This window comes from Arthrobacter sp. CAU 1506 (assembly GCF_005047635.1).
Classification (GTDB): Bacteria; Actinomycetota; Actinomycetes; order Actinomycetales; family Micrococcaceae; genus Crystallibacter.
Genome location: NZ_SUKC01000005.1, coordinates 163,270 through 186,566, shown reverse-complemented (window position 1 = coordinate 186,566; position 23,297 = coordinate 163,270). Strand labels below are relative to the sequence as shown.

The 23,297-nt window shown below is 66.9% G+C and carries 22 protein-coding genes; 7 read left to right on the top strand and 15 right to left on the bottom strand.

Translation table 11 applies throughout. The annotated features are described in order from the left end of the window. Window positions 1-112 precede the first annotated feature (112 nt). Window positions 113-763 (top strand): FAD-dependent monooxygenase, encoded by a 651-nt coding sequence (locus E4J89_RS08260; protein WP_136785645.1) that lies wholly within the window; start codon window positions 113-115, stop codon window positions 761-763. Window positions 764-868: 105 nt separating this feature from the next. Further along, entirely contained in the window at window positions 869-2,338 is a 1,470-nt protein-coding gene (locus E4J89_RS08255; protein ID WP_136785644.1) for an NCS2 family permease, read from the top strand. Window positions 2,339-2,464: 126 nt separating this feature from the next. Here the strand turns inward: E4J89_RS08255 and E4J89_RS08250 are convergent, their stop codons facing one another. Continuing rightward, a complete protein-coding gene (locus tag E4J89_RS08250) occupies window positions 2,465-3,856 on the bottom strand; it encodes an MFS transporter (RefSeq protein WP_136785643.1) in 1,392 nt (463 codons plus the stop codon). A 160-nt stretch (window positions 3,857-4,016) separates the two neighbouring features. On the opposite strand from E4J89_RS08250, the gene E4J89_RS08245 reads away from it, so the two are divergent. Further along, on the top strand, window positions 4,017-4,937 hold the full coding sequence (locus tag E4J89_RS08245) for a LysR family transcriptional regulator (RefSeq protein ID WP_240691795.1): 921 nt from the start codon (window positions 4,017-4,019) through the stop codon (window positions 4,935-4,937). Window positions 4,938-5,247: 310 nt separating this feature from the next. Here the strand turns inward: E4J89_RS08245 and E4J89_RS08240 are convergent, their stop codons facing one another. Genes E4J89_RS08240 through E4J89_RS08230 form a run of 3 tightly spaced genes read right to left on the bottom strand, consistent with a single transcriptional unit; the run spans window position 5,248 to window position 7,142 of the window. After that, complete coding sequence (locus tag E4J89_RS08240) at window positions 5,248-6,105, bottom strand: fused MFS/spermidine synthase (protein WP_136785641.1); 858 nt, start codon at window positions 6,103-6,105, stop codon at window positions 5,248-5,250. Window positions 6,106-6,108: 3 nt separating this feature from the next. Then, window positions 6,109-6,816, bottom strand: coding sequence for an O-methyltransferase (locus E4J89_RS08235; RefSeq protein ID WP_346763378.1), 708 nt, complete (start codon window positions 6,814-6,816; stop codon window positions 6,109-6,111). After that, on the bottom strand, window positions 6,813-7,142 hold the full coding sequence (locus tag E4J89_RS08230; RefSeq protein ID WP_136785640.1) for a thiamine-binding protein: 330 nt from the start codon (window positions 7,140-7,142) through the stop codon (window positions 6,813-6,815). The genes E4J89_RS08235 and E4J89_RS08230 overlap by 4 nt, the downstream gene beginning before the upstream one ends. A 217-nt stretch (window positions 7,143-7,359) precedes the next feature. On the opposite strand from E4J89_RS08230, the gene E4J89_RS08225 reads away from it, so the two are divergent. Next, entirely contained in the window at window positions 7,360-8,310 is a 951-nt protein-coding gene (locus E4J89_RS08225) for a zinc-binding dehydrogenase (protein WP_136785639.1), read from the top strand. A gap of 124 nt (window positions 8,311-8,434) precedes the next feature. On the opposite strand, the gene E4J89_RS08220 is transcribed toward E4J89_RS08225, so the two are convergent. From E4J89_RS08220 to E4J89_RS08205, 4 genes are all read right to left on the bottom strand, one after another. Then, the gene (locus tag E4J89_RS08220) at window positions 8,435-8,746 is read right to left on the bottom strand and encodes an AzlD domain-containing protein (RefSeq protein ID WP_136785638.1); all 312 of its coding nucleotides are present in this window, start codon (window positions 8,744-8,746) and stop codon (window positions 8,435-8,437) included. Beyond that, the gene (locus tag E4J89_RS08215) at window positions 8,743-9,555 is read right to left on the bottom strand and encodes an AzlC family ABC transporter permease (RefSeq protein ID WP_240691794.1); all 813 of its coding nucleotides are present in this window, start codon (window positions 9,553-9,555) and stop codon (window positions 8,743-8,745) included. The genes E4J89_RS08220 and E4J89_RS08215 overlap by 4 nt, the downstream gene beginning before the upstream one ends. Window positions 9,556-9,647: 92 nt before the next feature. After that, complete coding sequence (locus E4J89_RS08210; RefSeq protein ID WP_276606339.1) at window positions 9,648-11,972, bottom strand: glycoside hydrolase family 15 protein; 2,325 nt, start codon at window positions 11,970-11,972, stop codon at window positions 9,648-9,650. Between the two features lie 54 nt (window positions 11,973-12,026). Continuing rightward, window positions 12,027-12,893 carry a glycerophosphodiester phosphodiesterase family protein gene (locus E4J89_RS08205; RefSeq protein ID WP_136785637.1) on the bottom strand — a complete coding sequence of 289 codons (867 nt, stop codon included), beginning with the start codon at window positions 12,891-12,893 and terminating at the stop codon, window positions 12,027-12,029. Between the two features lie 276 nt (window positions 12,894-13,169). Here E4J89_RS08205 and E4J89_RS08200 point away from each other — a divergent pair, with 276 nt between their 5' ends. Then, window positions 13,170-14,375: a DUF445 family protein gene (locus E4J89_RS08200; RefSeq protein WP_240691802.1), complete on the top strand. Its 1,206-nt coding sequence runs from the start codon at window positions 13,170-13,172 to the stop codon at window positions 14,373-14,375. A 124-nt stretch (window positions 14,376-14,499) separates the two neighbouring features. Here the strand turns inward: E4J89_RS08200 and E4J89_RS08195 are convergent, their stop codons facing one another. From E4J89_RS08195 to E4J89_RS08180, 4 genes are read right to left on the bottom strand one after another with little or no spacing between them, the layout of a single operon-like run. Continuing rightward, window positions 14,500-15,348, bottom strand: coding sequence for a biotin-dependent carboxyltransferase family protein (locus E4J89_RS08195; RefSeq protein ID WP_169303944.1), 849 nt, complete (start codon window positions 15,346-15,348; stop codon window positions 14,500-14,502). Between the two features lie 2 nt (window positions 15,349-15,350). After that, window positions 15,351-15,968: an allophanate hydrolase subunit 1 gene (locus E4J89_RS08190; RefSeq protein ID WP_169303943.1), complete on the bottom strand. Its 618-nt coding sequence runs from the start codon at window positions 15,966-15,968 to the stop codon at window positions 15,351-15,353. Between the two features lies 1 nt (window position 15,969). Next, entirely contained in the window at window positions 15,970-16,731 is a 762-nt protein-coding gene (locus E4J89_RS08185; RefSeq protein WP_136785636.1) for a 5-oxoprolinase subunit PxpA, read from the bottom strand. Next, complete coding sequence (locus E4J89_RS08180; RefSeq protein ID WP_205754439.1) at window positions 16,718-17,608, bottom strand: hypothetical protein; 891 nt, start codon at window positions 17,606-17,608, stop codon at window positions 16,718-16,720. The genes E4J89_RS08185 and E4J89_RS08180 overlap by 14 nt, the downstream gene beginning before the upstream one ends. A gap of 177 nt (window positions 17,609-17,785) precedes the next feature. On the opposite strand from E4J89_RS08180, the gene E4J89_RS08175 reads away from it, so the two are divergent. Next, entirely contained in the window at window positions 17,786-18,037 is a 252-nt protein-coding gene (locus E4J89_RS08175; protein ID WP_136785702.1) for a DUF6458 family protein, read from the top strand. A gap of 77 nt (window positions 18,038-18,114) precedes the next feature. Here the strand turns inward: E4J89_RS08175 and E4J89_RS08170 are convergent, their stop codons facing one another. After that, window positions 18,115-18,513, bottom strand: coding sequence for a hypothetical protein (locus E4J89_RS08170; protein ID WP_136785635.1), 399 nt, complete (start codon window positions 18,511-18,513; stop codon window positions 18,115-18,117). A gap of 130 nt (window positions 18,514-18,643) precedes the next feature. Then, window positions 18,644-18,874 (bottom strand): hypothetical protein, encoded by a 231-nt coding sequence (locus E4J89_RS08165; RefSeq protein WP_136785634.1) that lies wholly within the window; start codon window positions 18,872-18,874, stop codon window positions 18,644-18,646. Window positions 18,875-19,150: 276 nt separating this feature from the next. Between E4J89_RS08165 and E4J89_RS08160 the strand changes: the two genes are divergently transcribed. After that, on the top strand, window positions 19,151-19,681 hold the full coding sequence (locus tag E4J89_RS08160; protein WP_136785633.1) for a hypothetical protein: 531 nt from the start codon (window positions 19,151-19,153) through the stop codon (window positions 19,679-19,681). Between the two features lie 152 nt (window positions 19,682-19,833). Here the strand turns inward: E4J89_RS08160 and E4J89_RS08155 are convergent, their stop codons facing one another. Beyond that, window positions 19,834-23,283, bottom strand: coding sequence for a bifunctional proline dehydrogenase/L-glutamate gamma-semialdehyde dehydrogenase (locus E4J89_RS08155; protein ID WP_136785632.1), 3,450 nt, complete (start codon window positions 23,281-23,283; stop codon window positions 19,834-19,836). Between the last annotated feature and the right edge of the window lie 14 nt (window positions 23,284-23,297).

Sequence of the window (23,297 nt, the reverse complement as noted above, 5' to 3'; positions counted from 1 at the left end):
GAAAGTTATGTAGGCTTCGATGAAATTACTTGTTGAACAACAGTTTCACAACGCGTTGCGGGCGGTCCGTTCGCCGTCCGAGGTTCTCCCTATCGTTCAAGGAGTCCGTGCATTGAGTGGCACTTCTACCCCAGAGGTTCCGACCGAGTACACCACCACGGTGGTCATCGGCTCCGGCCTGCCCGGATTGGCGGTGGCCAGTGAACTGAGCCGCCGGGGCGTGTCCTCAATCGTCGTGGAAGGCCTGCTCTCGCAGCCGTCCGACCCCAGCCGCCGATCCCCGTTGCCAGACTCGTCGGACCGCGGCGAACGCAATGACCTACTGCGGCTGCTGCAGGGCTACGCCGCGAGCCATGAGCTCGACATTCGGCGCAGCACCTTTGCCTGCGGAGTCAGCCGGACCTCCGGGAAAAGCGCTCCCGCCCTGCAGTTGGACCCGCACTCTGGGGCGCTGGAGGCACGCACGGCCCGCGTTCCTTCGATCAGCAGGGACAGCGCCCAGCGCTGGGTCATCCGCACCGAACGCGGGCTGCTGGTCGCCGATACCGTGGTCCTGACGGGCTGCGCACAGAACCAGATGCGGCGGCTGCTGCGTAGCCTGGGCATCGCGGCAGGGCAAAACGCAGTGGCCATCCTGAACGCCATCGGCCTGTACCTGGTGGGCGTCGCAGACCTGCTGGCACCGAGCACCAGGGAGATCATTCGCCAGGCAAAAGTGGCCGGAAACGCCATCGCTTCATCCGGCCGCACGGCCGTCGCCTGACCTTCGGAAGCCAAGCGCCGCCGTCGTACGCCCCTGCACGCTGCAGGAGCGTAGAATTTTGGGGAAACTTCCAACTATGCCACTCACCTGTGGAGGACATTCCCCATGCCCGCAAAGGCAGCAGTAGCCGACAAGACTTCGGTGCTCGACCGATACTTCGAGATCACCAAGCGCGGCTCCAACTATTCACGTGAAATCCGCGGCGGTCTGGCCACGTTCTTCGCGATGAGCTACATCGTGGTGCTGAACCCGCTGATCCTGGGCGGCGCCGATTCAACCGGAGCCATGCTTGGCGCCGAACGCGTCGCGGCGGTGACGGCCCTGGTGGCCGGCGTGCTGACGATTGCCATGGGCGCGTGGGCCAAGTACCCGTTCGCCCTGGCGACCGGCTTGGGCGTCAACGCCTTCGTCGCCATCACGGTTGCTACGAATCCGGGCCTGACTTGGCCGGACGTCATGGGCCTGGTAGTGCTCTCCGGTATCACCATGCTGATCCTGGTGCTCACCGGGTTCCGGACCGCGGTGTTCAACGCCGTGCCGCAAAGCCTCAAGACCGCCATTGTGGTGGGCATCGGCATGTTCATCGCCCTGATCGGCCTGGTCAACGCCGGCTTCATCCGCCGCATTCCGGACGCGGCGGGCACCACTGTTCCGGTGGGCCTCGGGTTCGACGGCGTGCTGCTGGGCTGGCCAACCCTGGTCTTCATTTTCGGCCTGATCCTGACCATCGCCCTGGTAGTGCGCAAGGTCAAGGGCGGCATCCTGATCGGCGTGCTGTCCGCTACGGTGCTCGCAGTGATCATCGAAGCCGTGGCCAACGTCGGACCTTCGGTGGGCCCCGACGGCTTCAACCCGCAGGGCTGGTCCCTGGTGGTGCCCGAGCTGCCGACCGGCAGCTGGGTAGGGCTGCCAGACCTGAGCCTGGTTGGCCAGGTCAGCATTTTCGGCTCCTTCGGCACGCTGGGCTTCACGGCCGCTTCCCTGCTGGCCTTCGCGATCCTGCTGAGCATCTTCTTCGATGCCATGGGCACCATGGTGGGCCTGGCCAATGAGGCCGGCCTGACCGACAAGCAGGGCAACATTCCGCACGTGGACCGGGTGCTGATCGTCGACGCCGTGGGTGCCGTTGCCGGCGGCGCCGCTTCGGTCTCCTCCAACCAGATCTACGTGGAATCCGGCGCAGGCATCGGCGAAGGCGCGCGCACCGGCCTGGCCAACGTCGTGACCGGCCTGCTGTTCCTGCTGGCCATGTTCTTCACGCCGCTGATCTCGCTGGTGCCCTTCGAGGCAGTGGCGCCGGCGCTCGTCGTCGTCGGGTTCATGATGGTGTCCCAGGTGGGCAAGATCGACTGGTCCGACTGGGGCGTGGCCATCCCGGCCTTCCTGACCTTCACCCTGATGCCGTTCACCTATTCCATTGCGAACGGCCTGGGCGCGGGCTTCATCGCCTACGTGCTGGTGCGCACCTTCCAGGGCCGGGCCCGGGAGATCCACCCGCTGATGTGGATCGTGGCCGCCGCCTTCGTGCTCTTCTTCGGCATCGGGCCGGTGGAACAGCTGATCGGCTTCCGCTGATCAACCGCTGCTCCCTGAACGGCTAAGGGACCGGTGCCGCCCCCCAACGGACGGCACCGGCCCCTTTTGCTTGCCTGGTGAAGTTTTGCCTTGGGCCTGGCCTGGGCGGCCAGGCCCAGCGTCTGCCTAGGCCTGGGCCCGCACCTCGGATCCGGTCTGGGCCGCAATGTCGGCCCGGTCCAGATCGCGCAGCGAGGCACCCTTGGTCTCCCGTGCGAAGTACACCGCCACGATGGTGATGACGGAAGCGATCACCAGATACAGCGCAATCGGCAGCCAGTGCTGGAAGTCCTTCAGCAACGTGGCGGCGATGATCGGGGCCAGCGAGCCGGCGAAGATCGACGTGACCTGGTAACCCAGCGAGACACCGGAGTAGCGCATCCGGGTGGGGAACATCTCCGCCATGATGGCCGGCTGTCCGGCATACATCAGGCCGTGCACGGCAAGGCCCAGGAAGATCGCGGCCAGGATGATGAACGGGTTCTGCGTGTCGAACATCGGGAAGGCGACGAAGGCCCAGACGCCCGACAGCACGGCTCCTGCCATGTACACCGGCCGGCGGCCGATGGTGTCCGACAGCCGCCCGTAGAACGGAATCACCACAAAGTGGAAGGCGTGGGCCAGGATCAGCAGGCCCAGCACGGTGGTGACGTCGAAGTCGTGCACGGTCTTCAGGTAGGTGATGGAGAACGCCACCACGATGTAGTAGATGATGTTCTCGGCGACGCGCAGGCCCATGGCGGTGAAGACACCGCGCGGGTACCGCTTCATCACTTCCACAACGCCGTAGGAGGTGGACTTCACCTTGGCGGCCTCTGCCTGGGCTTCCAGGAAGATCGGCGCTTCGGTGACCTTGGTGCGGATGTAGTAGCCCACGATCACAATGACGGCGGAGAGCCAGAAGGCAACGCGCCAGCCCCAGGCCAGGAACTCGGCGTCGGACAGCACAGTGGACATGATCCACAGCACTACGGTGGCCAGCATGTTCCCCATCGGCACGCCGGCCTGGGGCCAGGATGCCCAGAACCCGCGCTTGGCTGCCGGGCTGTGCTCGGCGACCAGCAGCACTGCGCCGCCCCATTCGCCGCCGATGGCAAAGCCCTGGATGAACCGCAGGGCCACGAGCAGGCCCGGAGCCCAGTAACCGATCTGGTCGAATCCCGGCAGGCAGCCCATCAGGAAGGTGGCTGCGCCGATCAGGATGATGCTCAGCTGCAGCAGTTTCTTCCGGCCCACCTTGTCACCAAAGTGACCGAACACAATGCCACCGAGCGGCCGGGCGATGAAGCCAACGGCGAAGGTGACGAAGGCTGCGATGATCGCATCCAGTTCGGTGCCGGCGTCCGGGAAGAATAGGGCGCCGAAGACCAGGGTGGCCGCCGTTGCGTAGAGGAAGAACTCGTACCATTCAACGACCGTGCCGGCCATGGAAGCCGTAACAACCTTGCGCAGGACCGACGGCGGCGACTCGTGTGAGGTGCCGGATCCGGGTCCGGTGGGGGTAGCGTGGGCGCTCATCTTTCTCCTTGCGTGGCGTGCGGATACTGCAGGTGCGGGGCCGCCGGAGTGTCCCGGCAGGCCTGTGAGTGAGGTCACAATGCGACCACCCTGAGTATTCCTTCTCAGCGCGTGTGCATCAATGGCAAAGTTTGCAGAGCGGGTCTGCGAAAATGCAGATATGACCTCCGCGCCCCTGCCCGCCAACCCGGACGACCTGATCATCCTGCTAGCCGTTGCCCGCACCGGGCGGTATACCTCCGCGGCCGAACACCTGGGCCTGAACCACACCACGGTCTCCCGCCGGATCGCTGCCTTGGAGAATTCCTTGGGCGGCCGCGCATTCTCCCGGGCGCCGGGTGGCTGGGAACTGACCGACCTTGGCCGCAAGGCGGCGGCAGTGGCAGAACGGATCGAGGAGTCGCTGGCCGGGCTAAACCGCGCACCGGATGAGGCAGACCAACTGACCGGCGTGGTGCGCATGTCCGCGACCGACGGCTTCAGTGCGTTCGTCGCCGCGCCGGCGATTGCCCGGCTGCAGCAGGACCATCCCAAGCTCAGTGTGGAGATCGTGACCGCCGCCCGGCGGGCTTCACAGCACCGGCCGGGTCTGGATTTCGAAGTGGTGGTCGGACGGCCGCAGGTCAACCGGGCCCGGTCCATCCGGCTGGGCAGCTATGTCTTGGGTCTGTACGGTTCCCGCGACTACCTGGCCAAACACGGCACACCGGACACGGTCCGGGCGGCGATGAACCACCCGCTGGTGTATTTCATCGACTCGATGCTGCAGGTGGACGACCTGGACGCCCCGCGCCGGCTGCTGCCCGCCATGGCTACCGCCCTCGGCTCCACCAATGTGTTCGTCCATGTGGAGGCCACCCGCGCCGGCGCCGGCCTGGGCCTGCTGCCGTGTTTCATGGCCAACCAGCATCCGGACCTGGTCCGGATCCTGCCGGAGGAATTGGAGGAGCGCCTCGGCTACTGGCTCGTGGCTCGCCCGGACTCGCTGCGGCAACCAGCCGTCGCCGCCGTCGTCGATGTGCTCAGACGAGAGGCCCGCAGCCGGGAGGCAGAACTCCTGGGACGAACGGCGCACGGCTGAGGGGACCCGGCCAACCGCCGGTGAAAAACTTTGGTGAAAGGATTCAAGAGACCGAGATGCCGGGCACTGGACCTAACTTGGGGGGATTAGGTTGTCAGCACCCGGCATCCGGCGCCGGACCAAGTCCGGCTGAGCAGACATAGCGCTCCAGCCACCATCCATAGTGTCGAAGCCGTTTTTTCTATGCCTGCCTCCGGAGAGCCAACCGCAAGCGGCTCGCTCCCGGGCCTAGTACGGCCGACGATCGGCCGTTCGCTCTCCATCTTACAAACAATTTCAAGCCGAAGTCATAACGTTCCAGGAAAGGCAGCTAATTGACCGGCGGGTCTTGCCTGATCGCCGATCCTCTGCAAAACTGCGCTATTTTTGCCCTATCCCACAGCTGGGCCGGGACCGCGCCGTGCAGCAGTTCACGGATCAACGCCGGGCCGGTCTCCAATGGCTCATCGCTGGCGGCGATCACCACGTTGCCGTGCCGTCGACCCTTGAGCATCGGCGGATCGGCGATCATCACCAGGTGTTCGAAAACCTCGCCGATGGTCGCCGCCTCCTCGCGCGCCCCGGCCAGCCGGGGTGTATCGCCGCAGTTCACCAGGTAGACCCCTCCGGGCGAGAGCACGCGCCGCACCGCCCGGGTGAATTCCAGCGTGGTCAACCCCTCCGGTGTCGTGCTGCCGGCAAAAACATCCCGGATCAGCAGGTCCCTGCTGTCTTCACTCAGCGATTCGGTCACTGCCCGAGCTTCGCCCACCCTGATCCGCACCAGCGGCGCCCGCGGAATGTCGAACCAGCGCCGCACCAGGTCGGCCAGCTTCGCGTCGATCTCGACAACCACCTGCCGGGCCTGCGGATAGGCAGCCGCCAGGTAGCGCGCCATGGAGCAGGCCCCGCCACCCAGATGCAGGACGCGCAGCTTTGCCTCGGTCCCCCAGCGGGATCCGATCAGCGCCGCCATCCAGCGCATGTACTCAAAGTCCAGGCGCAGCGGATCACCGACCACCACATGGGAGGACTGGACGCCGTTGATCTTGAGCAGCCAACTGTCCGCGGATTCCGGTTCCCTGATCAGCTCGGCCATCCCGGAGGAAATCTCGTAGCGCCCTTCGGCCGGCCCGCGGGACGCCTCCGGATCCCGGGCCTCGTCGGCCCGGGTGCTTCTCCGCCCCATCGGTTACTTGACCAGAGCCAGCGCGAAACCGTCCCAGCCCTTGCCGCCCACGGTCTGGATCGCGGTGGCATCCAGACGTTCATCGGAGCCCAGCAGCGCCAGCGCATCGCGGGTCCCGCGGATGTCGCGGTCCTGCGTGCTGCCGCCGGACCCGTCGGCCAGCACCTGTCCGGAGCGGACCACGTTGTCCACCACGATCAGGCTGCCCGGACGCGTCAACTTCAGCGCCCACTCGACATAATTCCGGTTGTTTTCCTTGTCCGCGTCAATGAACACCAGATCGAAGGGCCCGGCATTCTCGGCGGCCAGTGCGGGCAGCGTTTCCAGCGCCGCACCAACGCGGATGCTGACCTTCTCCCCAACTCCGGCTGCGTCCAGGTTCCGCCGGGCGACTTCGGCGTGATGCGGTTCGTACTCGCAGCTGACCACTTCGCCGCCATCCAGCACCCCGCGGGCCAACCAGATGGTGCTGTACCCGCCGAGCGTGCCAATCTCCAGCACCTTGCGTGCACCGGTCAGCTTGGCCAACAGCATCAGCAGTTTTCCCTGCGGCGCACTGACCTCGATGGCCGGCAAGCCCTCCCGGTCCGCACTCTCCCGAGCCGACACCTGCGCCGGATCCTCGCCCACCAAGGTGACCGTCAGATAGTCTTCGACCGCCATCCAGGCTTCGGCCCGATCGGCGTCCTGCATGCCGCGCTCGTGGCTCACTTCTGCTCCTGCTCGGTGACGGCTGCTTCCAGCCGCTCCACCTTGCCGGAGAGCTCTCCGTAGTAGCCCGGCCGGATATCCGCCTTGAGCACCAGCGATACCCGTGAGCCGTACAGGCCGACTGCCTCGGTGGCTCGCTTGACGACGTCCATGACCTCGTCCCATTCGCCCTCGATGGTGGTGAACATGGCGTCGGTCTTGTTCGGCAGACCCGATTCCCGGACCACCCGGACGGCCGCGGCAACGGCGTCGTGCACCGAAGCGTCGTGGGGCGCGGGACCGGCCGTGGGAACGCCGGAGGGTGCAACAGAGAAGGCTACAAGCATGGCTTCAGTCTTCCACAGGGCCACAGCCAAGGACAGGTCCGCCGTCACCTGCCGCAATCGGCAGGAAACCGGGATATCACCGAAGGGTGACGGACGATACATGCATATACATGGAAATTGCGGGTGGGCCGGGCTACGGTGGCACTAGGGCCACGAGCCCTGCCGCTCCGGCGGACCCTCCGGAGCGGAACGCTAGAAACGCGCTACAGGAGAACCCATGAAGGCCTGGCAGTTCACCAACACCCACGAGCCCCTCGTGCTGACCGACGTCGACGAGCCCACAGCCGCCCCCGGTGGTGTGGTCGTTGATATCAAGTCCGCGGGCTTGTGCCACTCCGACGTCGGCATGCTGGAGGACGAGGGGTGGCTCTCCACGCTGGCCAAACGCCCCATCACCCTGGGCCACGAAGTCGCCGGGGTCATCACCGAGGTTGGCGACGGCGTGACCGAGTGGAAGATCGGTGACCGGGTTGGCTTCTGCCCCACCACGTCCGCGGGCGCTCCCGGCTACGCGTTCGACGGCGGCTTCTCTTTCAAGGCTGCGATTGACCAGGAAGCACTGGTCCGCATTCCGGACAACGTGAGCTTCTCGCAGGGCGCGGCCGGCACCGATGCCGGCATGACCAGCCACCACGCTGTGATCGCCAACGGTCAGGTCAAGGCCGGCGACAAGGTCGGCATCATCGGCTTCGGCGGCCTCGGCTCCATCGGCGCGCGCGTGGCGGTGCTGGCCGGCGCGGAGGTCTACATCGCCGAGGTCAACGAGAAGGTCTGGGACCAGGCCCGCGAGGTCGGCGCCAAGGACGTGGCCAAGTCCATTGCGGAGTTCAAGGAGATCGGCCTGGACGTCGTCGTGGACTTCGCCGGTTTCGGCACCACCACCGCCGAGGCCATCGAGACAGTCCGCCGCGGCGGCCGCGTTGTCCAGGTGGGCATGGGCCGGCTGGAATCCACCATCAGCACCAAGACCCTGATTCTGTCCGAGGTCACCCTGGTTGGCTCGCAGGGCGGCACCAAGGAGGATGTGCAAGGGGTCTACGACTACTTCGCCACCGGCAAGCTCAACCCCACAATCACCGAGATCACCTTCGACGAGATCCCGGAGGGCCTGCAGAAACTCAAGAAGGGTGAAGTCGTCGGCCGGCTGGCCGCCAAGATCGCTGACTGACTGCGGACCGATTAATTGACGACGGCGGTGCGCACCGCCGTCGTCAATCCGCCTTAACGCCCCCTAAAGGCCGACGGCTCCTTGAGTGTGGGACCTGCCGGCCCCGGCGGGGCAGGCCGCGGGGCTAGCCCCAGCCGGCCAGTCGGAGGAGGGCGGCCGCGGCGGCTCCCGCAATCACCACCACCAGGAAAGGCGCGCGCAACAACAGGGCGACGGCGGCGGCCAGCAGGGCGCCGAGCCGGGCGTCGAACACCAACTGCTGGCCGGTGGAGAAGGTGTTGACCACGGTCAGCGAGGCGAGCAGCCCGATGGTCATGGTGGCGGCGATGCGCGACATCCGCTGGTTCTTCATCCACTTGGCCGGCACCAAATAGCCCGCCAGCTTGGTCAGGTAGGAGATGGCGCAGGCGAGCAGAATCCAGATCCACAGGCTCACGGTGCGTCCTTTCCGTCTGAGCTGTCCGCGGTGCCGCCGTCCTGCCCGGTGCTGCGGCGCTCGGACTCGGCGAGCGTGTGGGCTCCGTCGTGCTCGGTGTACGGTTCGGCGTAGGGCTCGATGTCCGGAGCCATTCCGGCGGGCACTGGTTTGTGGGTAAACCAGCCGATGGCAGCCGCGACGGCTGCGGCCACCAGGATGGGCACGCCGCTGGGGACGAACGGCACGGCCAGCAGCGTGGCCAGCGCGCAGACCACGGCGATGGCCGCCGGTTCTTTGCCTTTCAGCCGCGGCCAGAGCAGGGCCAGGAAGGCGGCGACGGCGGCCCCGTCCAGGCCCCATTGCTTCGGGTCGCCCAGCGCGTTGCCGGCCAGCGCACCCACCAGGGTAAACAGATTCCAGAGCAGGAATATACCCACCCCGGCGGTCCAGAAACCGCGTCGGCGCTCGTCCGGGTCCTCTTGGCCGGACGCCGTGGCGGTGGACTCGTCGATGGTCACCTGGGCGGCCAACGGACGCCGCCAACTGCGAGGGGAGACCAGCGCATTCATCTGCATGCCGTAAATGCCGTTGCGGATGCCCAGCAAGGCAGAAGCCGTCATCGCGGCCAGTCCGGTGCCGCCGCCGCCAATCACGCCAATGAAGGCAAACTGTGAGCCGCCGCTGAACAGCAGCAGGCTCAGCGCCATGGTCTGCCAGAGATCCAATCCGGACGTCACGGACAGCGCACCGAAGGAAACCCCGTACAGTCCGGTGGCGATGGAGATGGACAGCCCCACTTTGACGGCAGGGGACTGGAAAAACTTCACCCACCTACAGTAGCCGGGCAGCAGGGTGCGATGCCCCGCGGACGGGCAGCGCCGTCGTCGTACAAGTTAACGCAGCGGGAGGAGCAGCTGGCCTACACCACGTCCTGCGCGTGGCCGTTAATGGCGTCAGCCGCCCGGATCAGGGCCAGGTGCGAGAACGCCTGCGGGAAGTTGCCGGTCATCCGCTTGTTCACCGTGTCGTACTCTTCGGCCATCAGCCCCAGGTCGTTTGCGTAACCCACCAGCCGGTCCATCAAGTCGCGCGCATCGCCGATCCGGCCGGAGCGGGCATACTGCTCCACCAGCCAGAAGCAGCAGGCCAGGAACGGGTGTTCCCCCGGCGCCAGCCCGTCCATCCCGGAGGCGGTCCGGTAGCGCAGGATCAGCCCGTCCGCCTCCACCAGCTCCTGCTCCAGCCGGGCCACGGTACCGAGCATCAGGTCGTCGTCGTACTTCACAAAGCCCACCTGCGGCAGCACCAGCAGCGACGCATCCACTTCGGTGCTGTCGTAGCTCTGCGTGAAGGAGTTGATCTCCCGGTTGAAGCCGTGCTCCATGACCTCCTCGCGCAGCCGGTCCCGCAGCTCCGTCCACCGCACGGCCTTGCCGTCCAGTCCGTGCTCCCGGACGGCCCGAACGCCGCGGTCAAAGGCGGCCCACATCATCACCCGGGAGTGCGTGAAGTACCGCCGGGGCCCGCGCATCTCCCAGATGCCCTGGTCCTTCTCGTCGAAGTGTTTCTCGATGTAGTGCAGCATGGCCTTCTGCAGCGGCCAGGAGAAGTGGTCCTCGGTGCCGCCAAGGTTGCGCAGTTTTTCCAGCGCCACCATGACCTCACCGATCACGTCCGCCTGGTACTGGCACACCGCCCCGTTGCCCACCCGGACCGGCACGGAGCCTTCGTAGCCCGGCAGGTGCTCGATGATGCGCTCCTGGAGATCACGTTCACCGGCCACGCCGTACATGATCTGCAGGTCTTCCGGATCGCCGGCCACCGCGCGCAGCAGCCAGTTGCGCCATTGCAGCGCCTCGTTTTCATAGCCGTGCGTCATCATCGACTCCAGCGTCAGCGCCGCGTCCCGCAGCCAGACGTACCGGTAGTCCCAGTTCCGCTCCCCGCCGAAGGACTCCGGCAGCGAGGTGGTCGGCGCGGCAACGATTCCGCCGGTGGTCTCGTGCGTCATGGCGCGCAGCACCAACAGCGAACGCTTGACCATGTGGTGGTAGTCCCCCTGCGGCGGGAACTGCGAGCACCAGTTCTGCCAGAAATTCACCGTCTCAGCCAATGCGGCGTCGACGTCGATCATCGGTGGGACGGCCTGGTGGGAGGGAAACCAGCACAGCTCGTAGTCGATCTTCTCCCCGGCTTTGATGATGAATTCGCCCTGGTGCCGGCGCTCCGAGGCGCGCGGCAGGTCGTCCCCGTGCAGCACCAGCGCATCCGGTCCGGCGATCGCGACGATCGATTCCTTCCCGCTCTCTTCGTCCTTGACCCGGTTCACCCAGGGAACCACGTCCCCGTAGTGGAACCGCATGATCAGCTCTTGCCGGATCTTCATCTCGCCGGACATGCCCTCGATCCGGCGCACCAGCGATGCCCTGCGGTCGCCCACCGGCATGAACTCGGTGATCAGGGCTTCGCCCGTGCTGCTCTTCCACCGGGTCTGGAGCACGAAGGTGGACACAATATAGGTCCGCTTAACAACGACGGCGTGCGGCTCGCCCACTGCCGCGGTGCCGCTGGGCTGGCGGTGATGCCGTGCGGGCCGCGGGTGGACCGGCGCCGAGATTGCCGCGTTGCGGGGCAAGGCGTCCGCCGTGGCGGACTGCCCGGAACCCGAACCGGCCGGCGTCTCGGCCGTGGAACTGGTGGCACCTCCGGAAGCCTCGGCGGTGCCGGCAGCGTCCTCGGATGGTCCGGCATCCGCCCCGGGCTGTCCGGCTTCACCGGCCGCGCCGGGCCCTCCGCCTTCACCAATCGCGTCAGGCTGCCCGGCTTCACCGGCTGCCCCGGGTTGCCCGGCTTCACGGGCTGCTCCGCCCGTCCCGGCAGCCTTTTCGGCCTGCCCGGTGGCCGAGGATGAGTGGGTTGCCGGATCCGAGGAGACGGCTTGGTTTTGTTCCTGCGTGGAAACCGGGTGCTGGCGCTGCTGGGCGTCCAGCGGGTCGTTGCCCTGTTCCGCCTCCGGGCCCGTGCCTATTGGTTCACCGGCTTGGGGCCGCGCGCCGTCCGGGGCCAGCAGCCAGCGGCCGTGTCCGGGGCCGCCTAACAGCGCGGAGAAGACGGAGGGCGAGTCGAAGCGGGGCAGGCAGAGCCAGTCCATGCTCCCGGACCGCGACACCAATACTCCGGTGTGCAGATCCGAAATCAGTGCATATTCCTCAATGGGAGATGCCATGCACCAAATAAACCACAAAGGCCCTGGTTGCGGCAGTGGCCTTCGACCGGCTCTTTGCCCGCGGGGCGGTGTCTAGACGCGGGCTGTCTCGAGTTGCCGGCGGACCTCGGCCGGGCGGTTGGTGGTGATCTCGCCGAAGCCCAGGTCCCGGCAGAGCTTCACGTCCTGCGGATCGTCCACCGTCCAGACGCGGAATTGCATGCCGGCCTCCAACCAGCGGCGGATCAGCGGCAGATGCGAGCGCACGTAGTCCACACCGGGTCCGGCCAGGCCCACGCGGTGTTCTTCGATCAGGCCTTCGCCTTCGGACAGCGCCCGCCGCAGCAGTCCCGCCACCGCGCCGACGGTCAGCTCGCCCATCATCAGGCTGGCTTTGAGTTCCTCGGCGTCGATGTCATCCAGCAGTTGGCAGAGATACTCGCCGGGCATGTTGTCGGCCAGGTACTTCACCGCGTCCGGGTGGAAGCTCATGAAGCTCATCTGGATGTTGTCCAGCCGGGAGGTGTCCGGGTCCCAGCCCTCTGCCATCAGGTACTTGAGCAGTTCGTCCTCCAGCTCCTGCCCGTACGGACTGGGGTGCTTGAGCTCCACCGCCAGGCCCAGCGGCCGTCCGGCTGCACGCATCAGGTCCACCAGGTCGTCGAGCGTGACCAGTTGGTCCGCGGTGCCGCCGTATTCGGGCGGGATCGGGACGCCTTTCCAGGAACTGACATCCAGCTGCAGCAGCTCATCCAGCGTGTGGTCGGAAACGTTGCCGGTGCCGTTGGAGGTGCGGTCCAGCGTGAAGTCGTGGAAGCAGACCAACCGGCGGTCCTTGGTCAGGTGGACGTCGCACTCGATCCCGTCGGCGCCGTCGGCTATTGCCTGCAGATAAGCGGCGCGGGTGTTCTCCGCATACTGCTCGCTGGAACCGCGGTGAGCGTAGATCCTGTGGGCCATGAATTCACCGTACGCGATGACCGGACAACCGGGACCGCCGTAGGGTTGACTGAAGGGTGAACGATCGATGATCGTTCGGCGATTCGGTTCGGAGGCAACATGGGCACTCAGACGGGCGGCGGCGTCGCACCCGACACGGCGGACGGGCGGACGGACGGGCCGAGGGACGAACCGATGAGCGGACGCGCGGCGGGGAGCGCGCCAGGACGCGGGCCATACGGCGGCGGCCGCAGCGCTGGCCTGACGGACAGCGACCGCGCCGCCGCACTGCGCCGGATGAAGCTGCTGGCCACCGGCCTGCTGGTGGTCCTGGCCCTGGTCTTCATGGTCTCCTTCGCCCTGCAGGAAAGCTATCCGTGGCTGGGCTACGTCCGGGCCGCGGCCGAAGGCGGCATGGTGGGTGCGCTGGCCGACTGGTTCGCGGTGACCGCTCTCTTCAAGCACCCGATGGGGCTGAAGATCCCCCACACGGCCATCATTCCGCGCCGCAAGGACCAGATCGGGGCGAGCCTGGGCCAGTTCGTGGAGGAGAACTTCCTGGCCGAGGACGTGGTGAAGGCCAAGATCGGCTCGCTTGGCATCACCGCCAAGGCCGGGCTCTGGTTGGAACGGCCGGAAAACACCGAACGGGTTGCCCGCGAGGGAGCCACGGCCATCCGCGGGGCCCTGCAGGTGCTCAACGACGAGGACGTCCAGGAACTCATCGAGTCGTTGGCCCGCCGGCACCTGCTGGACCCGCCGTGGGGTCCGCCGCTGGGTCGACTGGCCGAGCATGTGCTGCGCGACGGCCACCATCTGAAGCTGGTCGATCTGCTGCTGGACCGCGCCGCCGACTGGGTACTGGACAACCAGGAGACAGTGGCGCGGCTGGTCTCCGACCGCTCGCCGACCTGGGTGCCGCAGTTCGTGGATTCGTTGGTCGGCGACAAGGTCCATCTGGAGCTCTACAAGTTCATCCTTGCCGTGCAGGCCGACCCGGAGCATCCGATGCGCCGGCAGCTGGACACCTACCTCAACTCCCTGGCGCAGGATCTGCAGCACGACCCGGAAATGATGGCGCGGGTCGAGGCGATCAAGCACAATGCGCTGGGCGATCCCGAACTGCGGGCACTGGCAACCCGCACGTGGGAGACGCTGAAATCCTCGCTGCTGGAGGCGGTGGACGATCCGAAGAGCGAGTTGAGCCTGGCGTTCAAGCGGGCGGTTGCGGATTTCGGCCACCGGTTGGCGACCGACGCCGAACTGGCGGCCAAAATCGACGGCTGGATCGAGGAAGCGGCCGGGTATCTGGTCCGGACCTACCGTTCACAAATCGCCAGCGTCATTACCGAGACGGTCGAGCGCTGGGACGCGCAGGAGACGTCGCGCAAGATCGAACTCCAAGTGGGCCGGGACCTGCAGTTCATCCGGATCAACGGCACCGTGGTCGGTTCGCTGGCCGGGCTGACGATCTTCACCGTGGCTACCGCCATCTTCGGCTAACGGCTGCCCGCCGCACAACGGGGAGCGCTCCCATTTGAGCGGTCTGCTCCCCCTCGAACGGGAGCAGACGATCCAACGGGAGCGAACGGTCCAAACGGGAGCGCCTCGCAAACGGCTGTGCTGCTCAACCGGCCCAGTGGAAGCGGATGCGCTGGCCAGGCCGGGCTTGGGCAAGCAGCGGCAGGTCAGCAGGCGTCACCACGGCCGGCACCGGATAGCCGCCGGTCACCGGATGGTCGGCCAGAAACACGGTGGGCAACCCCGACGGCGGAACCTGCACCGCGCCGGTGACCATGCCCTCGCTGGGCAATTCGCGTTCGACGACCCGTTGCAAGGGTCGGCCCAGCAGCCGCAACCCCACGCGGTTGCTGTCGGCGCTCACCGACCAATCGCCCAGCGCCAATCGTTGCCGGGTGTCCGCGGCGAACCAGTCCAGCCGCGGTCCGGGCTGCAACCGCACCGCCACGGTGCCGGCGGGCGGATGCGGAACCGGTACCCACGGGGCCTCGCTGGCTGGCACGGACGGGCCGACCCGCAGCACGTCGCCGTCCTGCAAGCGTGCCGGCCCCATGCCGGAAAGCACGTCGGTGGCGGCCGACCCCATCAGCGGCTCGGCCATAATGCCTCCGGCAACTGCCAGGTAATACCGCAGCCCGGAGGTGGCCACGCCGATCTCCAGCCGCTGGCCAGCCTCAACCCGGAACGGACGGTAGCGCTCTTTGCGACGCCCGGCGACCGCCAGTTCGCCGACGGCGCCGGTCAGCGCAACCACCGCGTCGTCGAACTGCAGAACCGCCCCGCCCAACAGCAATTCCAGACCGGCGGCGGATTCCGGGTTGCCCACCAACCGGTTGGCCGCGCGCAGTGCCCGGGTGTCCAGCGCACCGGACGGGCTTACCCCTACGGAGGCATGGCCGGGCCGGCCGAGGTCCTGCACCAGCAGTTCCGGCCCCGTCTTGACCACCGTCATCATGACTACACCGCCCTGAACCGGACGCGTGTTCCCGGCGTTATCAGTGCCGGCTGCTCCCGCGTGGCGTCCCAGAGCCGTACGTCGGTCCTGCCGATCAGCTGCCAGCCGCCCGGCGACTCGGACGGGTAGACGCCGCTGAACTCCCCGGCCAGGCCCACGGATCCGGCGGGCACCCGGGTCCGCGGTTCGGCCAGCCGCGGCACCTGCAGCGGATTCTCCGGCGTCACCAGATAGGCGAAGCCGGGCGCGAAGCCGGTGAACGCGGCAGTCCACTCGCAGTGCTGATGCTGCCGGACCACGTCGGCCTCGCTTACCCCCAGCAACCGCGCGACCTCCGGCAGGTCCTGGCCGGAGTAGTCCACCTCAAGCGTGACGATGTCCCCGAGGTCCTCCGCGGTGCCTGCTTCGGCGTCGTGCGGTGCCGTGTCTTCCAGCCATTGGCGGACGACGGCGCGGCTCGCCGGGGCGGCGAACGTCACCAGAATGGTGCGGGCAGCAGGAACCAGTTCAGTGACCCCTGGCGGCAGCGAGGCCGAGAGCGCACGGTAGTGCGCCATGACGTCGTCGAGGGTGCTGAATTCGGCCAGCAGTGCAGCGTCGCCGAAGGGCAGGACCCGCACCCTACCGCCCAGTGGCCCGGGCGGCGTCGGTGAACGGACGGAGGCTGATTCCCGCCGCAGCCAGCCGCTGCCGGACCAGCCGCGCCATCGCCACGGCCCCGGGGGTATCGCCGTGCACGCAGAGCGAATCAGCCGCACCCTGCAGGGCGAATTCCACCGCGCGATCGGCTATCTGCTCCAGGTCCTCCAGCAGGTCACCCGGCTCGCCGCGCGGAATCAACGTGCCGTCGCTGCGGTAGCCGCGGTCCACAAAGGCCTCCCGGAATACCGGCAGCCCGGCGCCGGCGGCCAGTTCGAGCACCGCGGAGCCGGGCAGGCCCAGGATGGGAAGCTGCGGATCGAAAGCGCCGACGGCCTCCACCACAGCAGCTGCCTGGGTGCGGTCGTGGACTATCCGGTTGTAGAGCGCGCCGTGCGGCTTCACGTAGGCAATGGGCGTTCCGGCGCTCCGGGCGATCCGGTCGAGGGCAGCCAGTTGGGACGTCACGTCGGCCACCAAGTCGGCCGGCGGAACGTCCATGGACCGCCGGCCAAACCCGGCCCGGTCCTGATACGAAACATGCGCACCTACCGCCACCCTGTTCTCGGCGGCGCGGCGGCAGCTGGCCAGCATGGTCTCGTCGTCGCCGGCATGGTAGCCGCAGGCGATGTTGGCGCTGGTGATCAGCGGAAACATCGCAGCGTCGTCGCCCAGCAGTCGGCCGTCGACCGATTCGCCGAGGTCGCTGTTCAGGTCGATGCCGGGCCGGTCACTCGCCGTCATGGTCCGCGGACTCCGTAATGGCCTTCTGGCCCCGGCGCTTGATCACCGGCAGCTTCTCCAACATTTTGGCGGTCAACCGTCCGGGCGCGGCTGGGAGCGTCCCCAACCGGTACCGGTTCTCCACCAGATCCTCCACCAGGGACATCGGCAGGACCAGCGGCGGTTCGCCGAAGGCCGTGCGGGTGGCGGCAACAACACGCCGGCCCATCACGTGGTTGCCTACACCACCCACCGCCGCGCCAATGCCGAACGGAATGACCCGGCCCAGCATTGCCGCACCCTGCTTGGCCACCACTTTGGCCAAAAAACGCTTCTTCAGGCTGTCCACCAGGGAACTCACCATGCCCGTGGACATGGTGCTGCCCACGGCGCTTCCCCAGGCGCGGGCTGGATTTCCGCCGCGCCCGCCGGCCTGACCGGCAAACTCCTTGATCAGCGAGCGGCCCTCTTCGCCCATCAGGATGGCCATCACCATCGCCTGCGAGCGCTCCGGGTTTTCAGTGTCAATGCCGTGCAGTTCTGCAATGGATTGGGCAAAGAGCGCCGTGGATTCCAGAAAGCCGACAGTTGCCACCGCGGAAAGGCCCAGCGAGGCGACCGCGGTTATTCCGGGAACGACGGCGGTGGCCCCTACCGCCGCGCCGCCTGAGCTCACGGTTGTCAGATAGTGCTTTTCCAGCGTCGCCGCCAGGTCAGCCGGGGTGGCGTCCGGGTACTTACGCCGCAGCCGATCCAGATTTGCCAGCACCAGCGGCCGCTGGACGTCCAAAGCCTTCATGAAGGCTGTTGTTGTGCCGGGCTTCAGATTGCCCTGCTTATCGAACGCCGCATCCGTTGCCACCCGCATGGCTGGATTGATCTTCCGTCCTTTGGCCACAAAACCTCCTGGAACTCTCAGCACCGCGATGGTGTTCCGGCCTTAAGCCTAAATCACAGCTTCCGGGACGATTCCGGAAACAACAAGTATGCTGACAATTGCACCATGTACTTCCTCACCGACGGTCGGCAGCAGCACTTGCTCGCCGACCGCCCAATGTCAAAGGAGTTACTGGCTATGAGAATTGGATCTTCAATTGCGTTGATCGCCATCGGCGCGATCCTTGCTTTCGCTGTTGCTGACGTCGTGGATTTCGTCGACCTGACCCTGATCGGATGGATCCTGATGGGGGTCGGCGCACTGGGCCTGATCATCTCGATCGTCATGGCCATCCCACGCAACGACCGCCGCGTGACTGAAACCCGCCAGGTGCAGGACCCCAACACCGGCGAAACCATCCGTCGCGACGAAACCCGCGGCAGCCTCTAGGCCGGCCTCTAGAACCAAGCCTTTGCTGCCGCCGGGATGGGGTCCACTCCGGGTTGACGGTTCGGCTCCGTGAAGTTTCAGCGCGGCTTCTTGCTCCCCAACGCCACCAGCGACAGCACAATGCCCGCCCCGCAAACCAGCGTGGCGAGGTAAGCCAAGGCCGGCGTGCCGCTGGCCGCGCCCAGTGTCAGGCTGAGCGGTAGCCAGAGGACGGCCCAGCCGAGCACGCCGAACAACGGCGCATAGCGTTCGCCCCGAGCAGTCCACCGGTACGCAAAAATCGCCAGCACCACGACGGCGAGCGCACCGCCCAGGGAGATCGTGGCAAGCGCGCCGCCCGCGTCCGGCTCGTCCGGCGGACCGGTGGGCTGCGCGGTCAGCGCGTCCACGGCCATCACTATGGTCACGGCCGCAATGGCCAGCAGCAGGACGTTGCCTGCCTGGATTACCAGCATGCGGCGCACGTCGGGTCTCACGCTGCCTCCTCCTTGCAGGTCCGGCCATGGGGCAGTCTGCGTGCTAACGCCTCTACAAGTGCAGTGCCCCGGCGGAACCTGTCCGCCGGGGCACTGCGTTCGGGCACTGCATTCGGGCAGTGCGCAGTTCCTACCAGCGCACTTTCTTCTCCGGCGGACCCTGCCGGCCGCTGGCGTGCTTCGGCTTGTGGCTATTGCCGATGCTGTGCCAGCCGGGCAGATCGCCGGTTTTGGCGCCCCGCGGTGACCCCAACCTGGCCTGTTGCTCGGCGGTCAACTTGGCTGCGGCAACCGGGGATAGGTGGATGTTCGGTGCATTAAGTTCTGCGGGCTTCGGTGCCCGCGGATCAATATCAGTCATGGCTCTCCTTCGGTAATCTCGTCGAGCCTGCTGGAGACTTTTCCGCCGGATCAGTGCTCACGGCGAAGACGCCAAAAGAGCCGGATCGGATCCGGAAAGCGGGGTGGATTCAGGGAACCACTCGCGAGGTAGAGCCTCAGCAAGCATTGTTTCGGTTGTCGGTTTTGACCGGTCCAGGACCTAGTTACTCGAAAATCAGAATTCCCATGCGGCACAGCCTAACAGCGTTGCCCGGCATCCGGTAGATTCACAGAAAGGACGGCGACAAGGGGGACCATGTCCGCATCACGATCACAGTTCGACCAGCGGTACGACACGATCTACCAGCGCGGCGGGGACGCCGCGGAGACTGCGCGAAGCGTCGGCCTGACCGCCCCCGGCCCGGCAGCTGGCGCCACCCCGGCGGCACCCGTGGCCGAACAATCCCAACCTGCCTTCCGTGCGCCTGCAGCGGAGCTTGGGGGCGACAGCATGGCGCAATCGACCGGCATCGCCGAGGTGATTCCGCCGGACGCGGCACCACAGGTCCGGCCAGAGGGGGCTCCCGCCGCGCGCCGGAAGATCAATCCCTACCTGGTGGCACTCTGGGTGCTGGGCTTGGGGCTCACCGCCTTTGGTGCGTGGGGGTCGGTCGCGCCGTATCTCGTCGAAATGGATCCCCAGGGGATGCAGGGCTTTATGCCCAACGGTTTCCCTTGGTTCATTATGATCTCGACTCTGGCGCCGAATGTCGTGTTCGCCGGTCTGGTCATCATTGCCGGCGCGCTCACCCTGCATGCGGTCGGCTGGATACGGCGGCACGGCTGAGCAGTTGCGGCCGCCGTCCCACCGGAGCGTTCGCAGACGATCCAGTACCTACGCCATCCAATATTCAGCAGGCGCCCTTCTCAGACTTGAAAAGGACGTCTGCTGAATAGTCGGCCGGGTGGGACGGGGCCCAAGCCGTGTTGCCGGAGCGGCTAGATCAGGGCGTCGGACAGGTGGTTAGGTGTGCCGAAGCGGTGCGCGGTGATGCTGACCGCCTGCTCGTGCAGGAAGGGGAGCATTTCCAACCGGCCGGCCTCGGTCACCTCGTGGGCATAGACCGCCACGTCCGGCCGTCCACCGGTGGCAACGGCGAGCGCCTTGGCGTCCCCGCCAATCAGGCGGATCCGCCCGGCACCGAGCCGAGGCACCCGAGCCAACCAGGCGTCGTCGTCCTCCACCGTCACTGCGACGCCCAACTCCGTAGCCACCGCCTGCAATGCCGCAGGAAGCGCGACGGCGGTGGAAACCGCCACGTCGGAGCCTGCAAGCACGCCGGCGGCGAGCACGCGGACCAGTTTCGCCAGCGGTTCGCCTTCGGCCAGCCGGACCGTCACCGGAACCGGCAGGTAGCGGAACACATTGCGCTCCGCCGTCAGCCCGGAAATGTCCCGGGCCACGCCGAACTCGTCGGCCCAGGCCGCGGCATCGGAACGCAGTGACCGTTCCAGTCCGCTCAATTCCTCTGCGGACAGCGCCCGCCCGGCACGACGGGCGGCGTCCAGCAGCTTGGCCGATGCGCTGTGCACCTCCGCCGCAGCCGTGGACGGGGCGGTCTCCCACTCGCCCAGCCCCATCAGGTAGTTGGGCCCGCCGGCCTTGGTGCCGGCACCCACCGAGGACTTCTTCCAGCCTCCGAACGGCTGCCGGCGCACAATGGCCCCGGTGATTCCACGGTTCACGTAGAGGTTGCCGGCCTGAATGTTCTGCAGCCAGTGATCCAGCTCGTCGGCATCCAGCGAATGCAGGCCGGAGGTCAGCCCGTATTCAATGTCATTGGTGATGGCCACGGCTTCTTCCAGCGTTTCGGCGGTCATCACACCCAGGATCGGGCCGAAGAACTCGGTCAAGTGGTAGCGGGATCCGCGCGCCACCCCGGTCCGCACGCCCGGGCTCCAGAGCTTGCCGGAGTCGTCCAGCTGCTGGGGCTGGATCAGCCAGCTCTCCCCGGCGCCCAGCGTTGTCAGCCCGTCCAGCAGCTTGCCTTCGGCCGGCGCGATGATCGGACCCATTTGCGACGTGGGGTCCTCCGGGTACCCCACCTTCATGGACGTGACGGCGTCCACCAACTGGTTGCGGAACCGCGGCGAGGTGGCGGCGGATCCCACCAGAATCACCAGCGACGCCGCGGAGCACTTCTGCCCGGCATGGCCGAACGCGGAGTACGCCACATCCTTGGCGGCCAGATCGAAATCGGCGCTGGGGGTGACGATAATGGCGTTCTTGCCCGAGGTCTCGGCCAGCAGCGGCAGGTCCGGACGGAAGGAGCGGAACTGTTCGGCGGTCTCGTAAGCGCCGGTGAGGATCACGCGGTCCACCTCGGGGTGGGAGATCAGCTGTTTGCCCAGCTCCCGCTCGCCCAGCTGGACCATCTGCAGCATGTCGCGCGGCACGCCGGCTTCATCCAGCGCCTCCCACACCGCTTCAACCATGACGGCGCCGGTGCGTGCGGCCTGCTTGGCGGGCTTAATCACGACGGCGGAGCCTGCAGCGAGCGCGGCAAGCGCACCTCCGGCGGGGATCGCCGTCGGGAAATTCCACGGCGGGGTCACCACCGTCAGTTTCGCCGGCACGAAGTCCGCGCCGTCCACGGTGTCCAGCTTCCGGGCCAACTCGGCATAGAAATGCGCGAAGTCGGCGGCTTCGGAGACTTCCGGGTCGCCTTGGTCCAGAGTCTTGCCAGCCTCGGCTGCCATCACTTCCAGCAGCCGGGCGCGGTTCGCGTTCAGTTTGTCGCCGGCCTTGTGCAGCACCTCCGCACGCTCGGCCCCGCTCATCGCACCCCAGCTCTTGGACTGCTGCACGGCGTTGGCGATCACCTGTTCCAGCCCTGCCTCGTCCTTGATCTGGGCGGCCGCTACGGTGTCCAGGCCCAATGTCGAGGCCGGCACCCGGGCCAGGATCTCCCGGCCCCAGGCCAGATTGGCCGGCAGCGACGGATCGGTGTCCGGAATGTTGTCGAAGGAGTCGGCCGGGCGGGCCTGTTCCGGCTTCGCCCGGTCCTGCTGACGACCCGGTTCCGGTACGTCGTCGTCGAGCGCCTCCAGCGAGGCGAGGAAGCGCTGCTTTTCGCGTTCGAACAGCTGCTCGTTCTTGCTCAGTTCGAAGACCGCGGACATGAAGTTTTCGCTGCTGGCGCCTTCTTCCAGCCGGCGGATCAGGTAGGCGATCGCCACATCAAACTCGGCGGGATGGACCACGGGTGTGTAGAGCAGCAGCGACCCGACGTCCTTTTTCACTGCTTCGGCCTGGCCCTGCGCCATGCCCAGCAGCATCTCGAAATCGATGCCGGTCTCCACACCTCGCTGCTTGGCCAGCAGCCAGGCGAACGCGACATCGAAGAGGTTGTGCCCGGCCACGCCGATCCGCACGTTGCCCATCCGCTCCGGCTGCAGCGCGTAATTGATCACGCGCTTGTAGTTGGTGTCCGAGTCCTGCTTGGTTTCCCAGGTGGCCAGCGGCCAGCCGTGCAGCGACGCTTCCACCTGCTCCATCGGCAGGTTGGCGCCCTTGACCACCCGCACCTTGATGGCGGCGCCACCGCGGGAACGGCGGGCGGCAGCCCATTCCTGCAGCCGAATCATGGCGCGCAGCGCGTCCGGCAAGTAGGCCTGCAGCACTATGCCGGCTTCCAGTTGCTCAAACTCGGGCTGGTCCAGGATCTTGGTGAAGACCGCCATGGTCATCTCCAGGTCCTTGTACTCCTCCATGTCCAGATTGATGAACTTGCGCTTCGGGGAGTTGGCGGCCTGTCGGTAAAGCGGGGTGAGGCTTTCGACGACGTGCTCCACCGCCTCATCGAACGCCCAGTGCGAGTGCGGGGCCACCGTGGAGGAGACCTTGATCGAGACGTAGTCCACGTCGTCGCGGGCCAACAGCTGCTTGGTGCCTTCCAGCCGGCGTTCCGCCTCGCGGCTGCCCAGCACTGCCTCGCCGAGCAGGTTGATGTTCAGCCGGACGTCCTCCTGGCGGATCTTGGCGATCGCCGGCCCCAGCTTGGCGTCGGTGGCATCAACGATCAGGTGGCCAACCATCTCGCGCAGCACCTTGCGGGCAGCGGGGATGACCACCTGCGGCAGCACCGGCGCCATGGTGCCGCCCACGCGCACGGCGGCGCGCATGTACCAGGGCAGGAAGGACGGAGCCTTTGGCGCCAGCGCGGCCAGGTTCCGGGCGGCAACCCTCAGGTCCTCGGGCCGGATAACGCCGTCGACGAATCCGACGGTGAATTCCAGGCCATGGGGGTCGTTCAGCACGCCGGCCAGCTGCTCGGCCGCGGCGTCGGCGGGAATCTTCTCTGCTTCCGTCAGCCAGTGCCGGACCAGTTTGATGGTGTCGGCGGCAAGGTCGGCTACCTGCGCATCGGCAAAACTTGTGGTCTGCATCGGTGCCTCCTTGA